The following is a 6,737-nucleotide window of genomic DNA, read 5'->3' as shown; positions in this document are numbered from 1 at the left end:
CGTGGTCAGGCTCAGCACCAACCACGCTATGGCACCTCGATGCCGCGGAGCAGGGGGCATCCACCCCATCAGGTGAGGCAGAGGCGATGCCGTCAACTTGCCATGTGGCCAGCCCCAAGTCTCTTATTTCAACGTTCTGATTGGAGGCAGAGCAAGCAAAGGCACAGCAGATGGCGCGCTTCAGACTGCTTGTAGGACTCTTGGCATTAGCATTCGTCTCCCCCACCGTTGGGCAGGCGGATTCTTGGAAGGACGAAAGCGGGCATGGTCGCGGCGACTACCGCAGCGACCGCTGGGACAGCTACCGTGGCGATTACCGAAGTGACCGCCGGGACCGGAGCTACCGGGAGCGTTGGAGCCGCCTTCGAGACTACTACCGCATCCCGCCGGGGCATCGACCACCGCCAGGCGAATATCGTACATGGTTTCCGGATCGACCCGCCGGCCACCAGCCACCCCCGCAACGGTGGTAAGCTCCTCTCCCGAGCCCAAGCAAGGCCTGCCGCTCTTGGCGCTTAGCCAGCGTAATCGGCTGGCAGGGGGAGGCCATGTCTGCAGCGGATGCCTAGCCATTCTCCGCACAGTCATGCATCAGGGGAGCTCGCATTGGGAACGAAAAGCTGTTCTCCCTGGAACCTGTGTGAGGCAATAGCCGCCTGCCCGAAAGGGCCGGTGACCCAATCCACAAAGGCCTGCCCAGCCTTCATCTTTACCTGCGGAAAGCGGACCGGGTTTACCACCATCACACTGTACTGGTTGTAAAGGTGCCGGTCGCCCTCAACCAACACATCCAGACCGCAGTCCTTATGGAAGACGATCCAAGTGCCGCGGTCGGTCAAAATGTAAGCCTGCTGGGCTGCAGCGGTGTTGAGGGCCTGCAACATGCTTTGGCCTATCGTCCGGTACCAGGATCCGCGGTCGCCGCTAGCATCCAGCCCTGCTAGCTGCCAAAGCCGCAGCTCTCTGGTGTGGGTACCAGAGTGATCACTGCGAGAGATAAAGGGCGCCCGCGCCGCAGCGATGCGGCGGAGCGCCTCTGCCGGGTTATGCAGGCCGCGGATATTGGCCGGATCAGTTATCGGACCGGCTAGAACAAAGTCGTTGTACATCACCGGGCGGCGGCCGCACGGGGCAGCAAAGCCTTCTGCTACAAATCGCTCCTCCGACGGCCGATCGTGTGTGAACACTACGTCCACTTCGCCTCGACGGCCCATGTCGAGGGCTTGGCCGGTGCCACACGCCACAACGTGCACGGCGATGTCGGTGAACTGGGTGAAGGCCGGCAGGATATGGCCGAACACGCCAGACTGTTCGGTCGAGGTGCTGGAAGCGATAGTGATGAAAGGTGCAGGCTGCGATTGCGCAAGCGCCGGCCGGGAGGAGACTGCGAGCGAGGCGAGAAGTGCCGGGAGCGTGCGTCGGGGGATGGCCATGAAGCTTTATGAGCGAATAAGGCTGAATCCGTAAAGATGAACCATTGAGGCAGCGAGGGATGGCCCGCGCCTCATCGCTGTGTCCATGGAATCGCGGTGCTGGCCTCGGCCCCTACCCCCTGACCCGCAATCCCGCCGTCTCCGTCAAGCGCCTGTCACGCTTCTGAGCCTCTGAAGCACGCTCCCACATCGGCCGCCGCTTGGACGGCCAAGCATGGCACCACGAGTGGCACTGACGGTGAGTGGCCCAAAGCCATTTCCAGTTGGGTGCTGATGAACTACCTAGCTCCCCCGGGAGCCGGAAGGGGCTTGTTGCTGCGAATGCACTAACCCCGCGGCGCGGTAGGACAGGCCGGGGCCGGATGGCCCCCTCCCGCCACACCGCGCAAAGCCGACTTGGGCAGCGCCGCTGCTGGTGCGGAACGCTCGCAACCAGCCTTGCGAGGTGGTGTTCGGGGGCCACTTCCAAGATGAAGGCAACCCATGCACTTCAAAGCCGCTCCCCTGGGCGGCCTTTTCCTTGCCCGCAGCCTGATATCGCAAGTGATGGGATTAAGCTGCGCAATCCTGCTGTGTACGAAACTGTACATGGTCCGCGTTGAGGCAATCTAACTGCAGCATGCGTACGGTTTGACGCCAACGCATCATGGTGTGCGGACCCATATGGAACCCATCATTCGCTGCGAACCTCCGGCGCGGGTGACCCAGAGAGGCCAGCGCTCCCGCCGACACCCCGTCGCAGGAGCCCTCCATGGCCCTCTCCGTCGTACCCGCCTCCTCCCCGCGCAATCGCCTGCTCACAGCCCTGCCGCCGGACGACCTTGCTAAGCTTCTGCAGCAGTTCCAGCCGGTTGAGCTCGAACTCCGCCAAATCCTCCATGAGCCTGGCAAGACCATCGGCTCCGTCTACTTCGTCGAGACCGGCTGGGTGTCCATGCTGGCCTATTTGGAGGATGGCGACGCCGCCGAAGTCGGCCTGGTCGGCCGTGAAGGCATGGTCCGGGCTGCCGGTTCTGCTCGGTGGGGACAGCACTGACCTCGAAGCCATGGTGCAGGCTCCCGGCACGGCCCTCCGCATGGATGCGGCCGCTTTCCGGCAGGCACTGGAGCGCATTCCTGCCCTGCGCACCCTGCTACTGCGGTACGTGCTGCTCCACCATGAGCAGGTAACGCGGACGGCAGCCTGCAATGGGCGCCATCACATCGAGCAGCGTCTCGCCCGATGGCTGCTGATGGCGCATGACCGGAACGAGGGTGACCGGTTCCCGATGACCCATGAGTTCCTGTCCATGATGCTCGGGGTCCGCCGTGCCGGGGTCACCGTTGCGGCTGGGACGCTGCAGAAGGCGGAGCTGATCCGCTATGGCGGCGGTAACATGATGATTACCGACCGGCCTGGCTTGGAGGCCGTCGCTTGCGAGTGTTACAGCGTGGTGCGCCGCGCCCAGGACAACCTGTTCGGCTTGCCAGAGGGGCAGAGCAGCGCCTACCGCCCCTGAACTTGCCCACCCGACGCCGCCAGCTTTCCTCAAGACCGCAGCGCCTCCCATGGCTCGGTGGCGCTCCGGGGGGCTCACAGGTGAGGCGCCCAACTCAGGAGGAGGTCATGCCAGCCAAGAAGCTCTGTCTCCGGCACCGCCAGCGCGTGGTTGATCGGGCGGCCTATGCAGCGATAGATGCTGCACTAGCCGAGGGGCGGACCCGGTTCGGCCCGCCGTTGAAGGCGGTAGGTGCCGAGATCAACGCCTTGGTCGCCGGTCGCAAACTTGCCGAGCTGTCGGGCGCCGAGACCGTGCGATTCATGGCCCTTCGGGTGGAATTCAACAGCCTGTCTATCCAGCAAAAGCATCTCATCGCGGCCGTCTGTGCTGAGTGCCTCGGTATTCGACACGAATCGAAATAGGCGGTGCGTAGGGCATGTCCTTAGGACATGCCCAGGCTCATCCCTTCGCCAGCATCGCCCAAGCCCGCAACGCCGCTCCACACATCGCCAGCGGCTCCGTCGCAGACCATTGCCCATGGTGCGGGTGCCGCCATTTTCCGCCCGTCCCACTCCGCCGGCATGAAGCGTAGCCTTGGCCGTTGGCATAGGTGCTCTCCCGCCACTCGAAGCCGGGCGGAATGAGCTGCGCCGCCGCGTTCTTGTCGGTGGTGTAGGGCAACACCAGCCCACCCTGGCCGGTCGCCTCGTGAATAGTCTGGTCAGCCTCGGCGCTGCCCGTAGCCACCTGGCCGAGCCGGTCGGCGATGCGGAGCAGTGGGCTGGCATTGGTTGGCGTCATGCGATCAGGATGGTGCCTCCAGCGCCATCCACCAGAAGCGATTTCACAAGCCGTCGGAACCAGTCTTCGCCGTGGGTGGTGCCCCTCACACCGGCCCGAGCGCCTGGCAGGTTGAGCGAGATGGATTTGCAGGCGCCGCCCCCGCAGTGCTGTGTGGTTAACTATGGTAAGCGGGTTCGGCATTTTTGCGACTAATACGATTACATCAAACGCAATGAGTTATACTGAAGTTGTATGATGTGAGGTTCCTACAACCTCAATCTCTATGGATCCAACCTTAGCCCGTTCTCCCTCGGGGGAGGAGAACGGGCCTTTTCCGGTCCCTTAGGCAGCCTGATGGCGGAACGCTCACAAACCCGCCCGACCAGAGCGGCGTTGGTAGACCACTCATCTACTGTCCCGAACAAGGCCGCCCTGTTCCCGTTGGGCGGCCTTCTCTTTGCCCGTTGCCTGATTGCGGCAGCGCCGGCTCACATGCGATAAGTATCCCTTACCGCAAGTGATCCAGGGCTTGCCGCAATCGCAATACGTCCGCAGTTTTCAGCGGCTTAAGGCGGGCTTGCGAGCGACAGGGAGCCTTTGTGGGACGCCGGCAGGTGCAGCCAGCCTGCATTCCGTGTCGCCTGTTCCATCCACCACGCACAGCTCGAGCCGCTAGCATTGCGCTTCAATGGCTAGCAGCGATCGCCTGCCATGTTGGTCAGGTCCGAGATCAGGTTCGGGTGTCACAACTATAGGCGGTGCACGCGTGCCTTGTCACATGCCTTGCCCAAGAGCTGCTTTCGAATGGGCCTCGCGGCAATCTGCCAGAAATCAGGTCCAAGCAAGACGAAACCGAGGATCTCAGAGGTGGGTGTGACGTCCAAACGTCCCATTCTAAGTTCGTAATAAGAAATTCGGTACAACCACACGTTTCCGTGATTGCAATTTATGGTTGAGAAATGTACATCCCACTCCCCCGAAGATGGTCACATGTTTGTGATCAACAATCCTGGAGACAGCCGATGGCTGCGACCGCTGGCGCAATCAGCACAGACGCCAACGGCAATCAGTATAAGGTCGTACTTGCCGACGATTTCAGCGCCGGTTTCAAACATACCAACTGGGGCTCAGCCTATGACGGCGGCGTCTACAGCAACGGCGCCTTCCGCTGGAGCGCCAGCGACGTCAAGGTTGCCAGTGGCGAGATGCAGGTCAGCGAGACCCGCCACGCCAACGGCAGCTGGAGTGCGGGCGGCTTCAACAGCAAGGCGGCCGGCGTCACCATCACATACGGCACCGTCGAGTTCGACGCCCGCGTCGAAACCGCGCAGGGCACTCAGGTGGCCATCCTGATGTGGCCGAAATCGGATGTTTGGCCGCGCGACGGCGAGATCGACATCCTCGAGACGCCGAAGGGCACGGCCCTGCATACGGTGCATTGGGCTGGCGCCAACAACCAGGATGTCTACAGCAGCAAGCTCAGCGGCATCGATACCAGCCAGACCCACCACTACAAGATGACCTGGCTGCCGAACCTCATCAAAGTCGAGGTGGACGGCAAGGTCACCGCTTCCTGGACCAATCCGGACCTTATCCCGGACGGCCCGATGGGCTTCGGCGCAATGGGCTATGTCGCCAACAACAGCCAAGCCTGGCTGGGTGGCGGGCCGGACAGCTCGACGCCGAGCAAGGTCACCACGCATATCGACAATGTGGTGATGTCGCAATGGAGCGGCACTGCGCCGACGGGCGGCGGCAACACGGCACCAACCAACCCAATCCCGGTCAAGACGACCCTCGGGTCCGGCAGCGACACGCTCGTGCTGAAGGTCAGCCAGGATGCGTACAAGGGCCACGCGCAGTACACGATCAGCGTCGACGGCAAGCAGATCGGCGGTACGCAGACCGCCAGCGCCTCGCATGCCGCTGGCCAGGATGACATCGTCACAGTGAAAGGTGACTGGGCCTCAGGCAGCCACATGGTCACCGTCAATTTCCTCAACGATGCCTATGGCAGCAGCGCCGCCGCTGACCGCAACCTGCATGTGGACGGCATCACCTACAATGGCGCCGTTGTCGCCAAGGGCACTGCTGATCTGCACAGCAACGGGTCGGTCGCCTTCAGCTTGGTTGACCTATCCAACACGGCGCATGCCAACTCCGACATGCTCTTCGCCTGAGACAAAGCTGCAGGGTGGGTCACACGATCCGCCTTGCTGATGCGCGAAGGTACTGCGTTCTCAGCGCCGCAAGTCGTCTGTGTTATGCAAGGATAAAATCGTGTCCATGTCGCATCGCATTCTGATTGTCGAAGATGATGCTGCTTTGCGGGCCACCTTGGCTGAGCAGATCTGCCTCGATGGTGAGTTCAGCGCTATCGAAGCGGACAGCGCCGGCTCTGCCGAGGCTGCGCTAGCTAACGGGTACTGCCAGTTTGATGGCATCTTACTCGATGTGGGCTTACCTGATGCCGACGGCCGTGACCTCTGCGCCAAGCTGCGGCGCGAGGGCTACCGCATGCCCATCATCATGCTGACCGGTGCCGATACCGAAGCGGATGTGATCCGTGGCCTCGATGCCGGAGCGAACGACTACATCGTCAAGCCATTCCGCCGTCCCGAATTGCTGGCAAGGCTGCGGGCTCAAGTTCGGCTGTTCGACAGCTCCGAACACGCCACCCTCAGTATCGGATCCTATGTCTTCCGGCCCGGTGCAAAGCTCCTGCTGGAGCCGGCGCGCAACCGCAAGGTCCGGCTGACCGATAAGGAGAACAGCATCCTCAGGTTCCTGTATCGGCTTGGCGGTAAGCCGGCGCCGCGCCAAACGCTGCTGCACGAGGTGTGGGGATATAGCAGCTCTGCCGACACTCACACGGTGGAGACGCATATCTATCGTCTGCGCCAGAAAATCGAGGCCATCCCCAGCCAGCCGCAACTGCTGCTGACCGCACCTGGCCGCTGCTACAAGCTTAATGTCGCTGCAGCTTCGGGCGTAGCAGGCGAAGCCGCCCTTTTTCGGCAGATCTGAGCCGCCCCCACAT

At 62.4% G+C, this 6,737-nt stretch carries 7 protein-coding genes; 5 read left to right on the top strand and 2 right to left on the bottom strand.

Annotation, left to right across the window (positions count from 1 at the left end; all coding sequences use genetic code 11):
• Positions 1-584: 584 nt before the first annotated feature.
• Positions 585-1,433, bottom strand: a complete 849-nt coding sequence (locus tag JMJ56_RS29185; protein WP_202835266.1) for a substrate-binding domain-containing protein — start codon at positions 1,431-1,433, stop codon at positions 585-587.
• A 751-nt stretch (positions 1,434-2,184) separates the two neighbouring features.
• Here JMJ56_RS29185 and JMJ56_RS34390 point away from each other — a divergent pair.
• The 3 genes from JMJ56_RS34390 to JMJ56_RS29175 all read left to right on the top strand — a co-directional run bounded on the left by JMJ56_RS34390 (position 2,185) and on the right by JMJ56_RS29175 (position 3,336).
• Entirely contained in the window at positions 2,185-2,469 is a 285-nt protein-coding gene (locus JMJ56_RS34390) for a Crp/Fnr family transcriptional regulator (protein ID WP_236038794.1), read from the top strand.
• A gap of 10 nt (positions 2,470-2,479) precedes the next feature.
• On the top strand, positions 2,480-2,932 hold the full coding sequence (locus JMJ56_RS34385; RefSeq protein WP_236038792.1) for a Crp/Fnr family transcriptional regulator: 453 nt from the start codon (positions 2,480-2,482) through the stop codon (positions 2,930-2,932).
• Positions 2,933-3,039: 107 nt separating this feature from the next.
• Positions 3,040-3,336 carry a hypothetical protein gene (locus JMJ56_RS29175; RefSeq protein WP_202835265.1) on the top strand — a complete coding sequence of 99 codons (297 nt, stop codon included), beginning with the start codon at positions 3,040-3,042 and terminating at the stop codon, positions 3,334-3,336.
• A 37-nt stretch (positions 3,337-3,373) separates the two neighbouring features.
• Here the strand turns inward: JMJ56_RS29175 and JMJ56_RS29170 are convergent, their stop codons facing one another.
• The gene (locus JMJ56_RS29170) at positions 3,374-3,715 is read right to left on the bottom strand and encodes a hypothetical protein (RefSeq protein ID WP_202835264.1); all 342 of its coding nucleotides are present in this window, start codon (positions 3,713-3,715) and stop codon (positions 3,374-3,376) included.
• 1,004 nt (positions 3,716-4,719) lie between these two features.
• Here JMJ56_RS29170 and JMJ56_RS29165 point away from each other — a divergent pair.
• A complete protein-coding gene (locus tag JMJ56_RS29165; protein WP_202835263.1) occupies positions 4,720-5,877 on the top strand; it encodes a carbohydrate-binding domain-containing protein in 1,158 nt (385 codons plus the stop codon).
• A gap of 100 nt (positions 5,878-5,977) precedes the next feature.
• On the top strand, positions 5,978-6,724 hold the full coding sequence (locus JMJ56_RS29160; protein WP_202835262.1) for a response regulator transcription factor: 747 nt from the start codon (positions 5,978-5,980) through the stop codon (positions 6,722-6,724).
• Positions 6,725-6,737 lie beyond the last annotated feature (13 nt).

Source organism: Belnapia arida (genome assembly GCF_016773205.1).
Taxonomy (GTDB): Bacteria; Pseudomonadota; Alphaproteobacteria; order Acetobacterales; family Acetobacteraceae; genus Belnapia; species Belnapia arida.
This window is presented reverse-complemented; position numbering and strand designations above follow the sequence as displayed.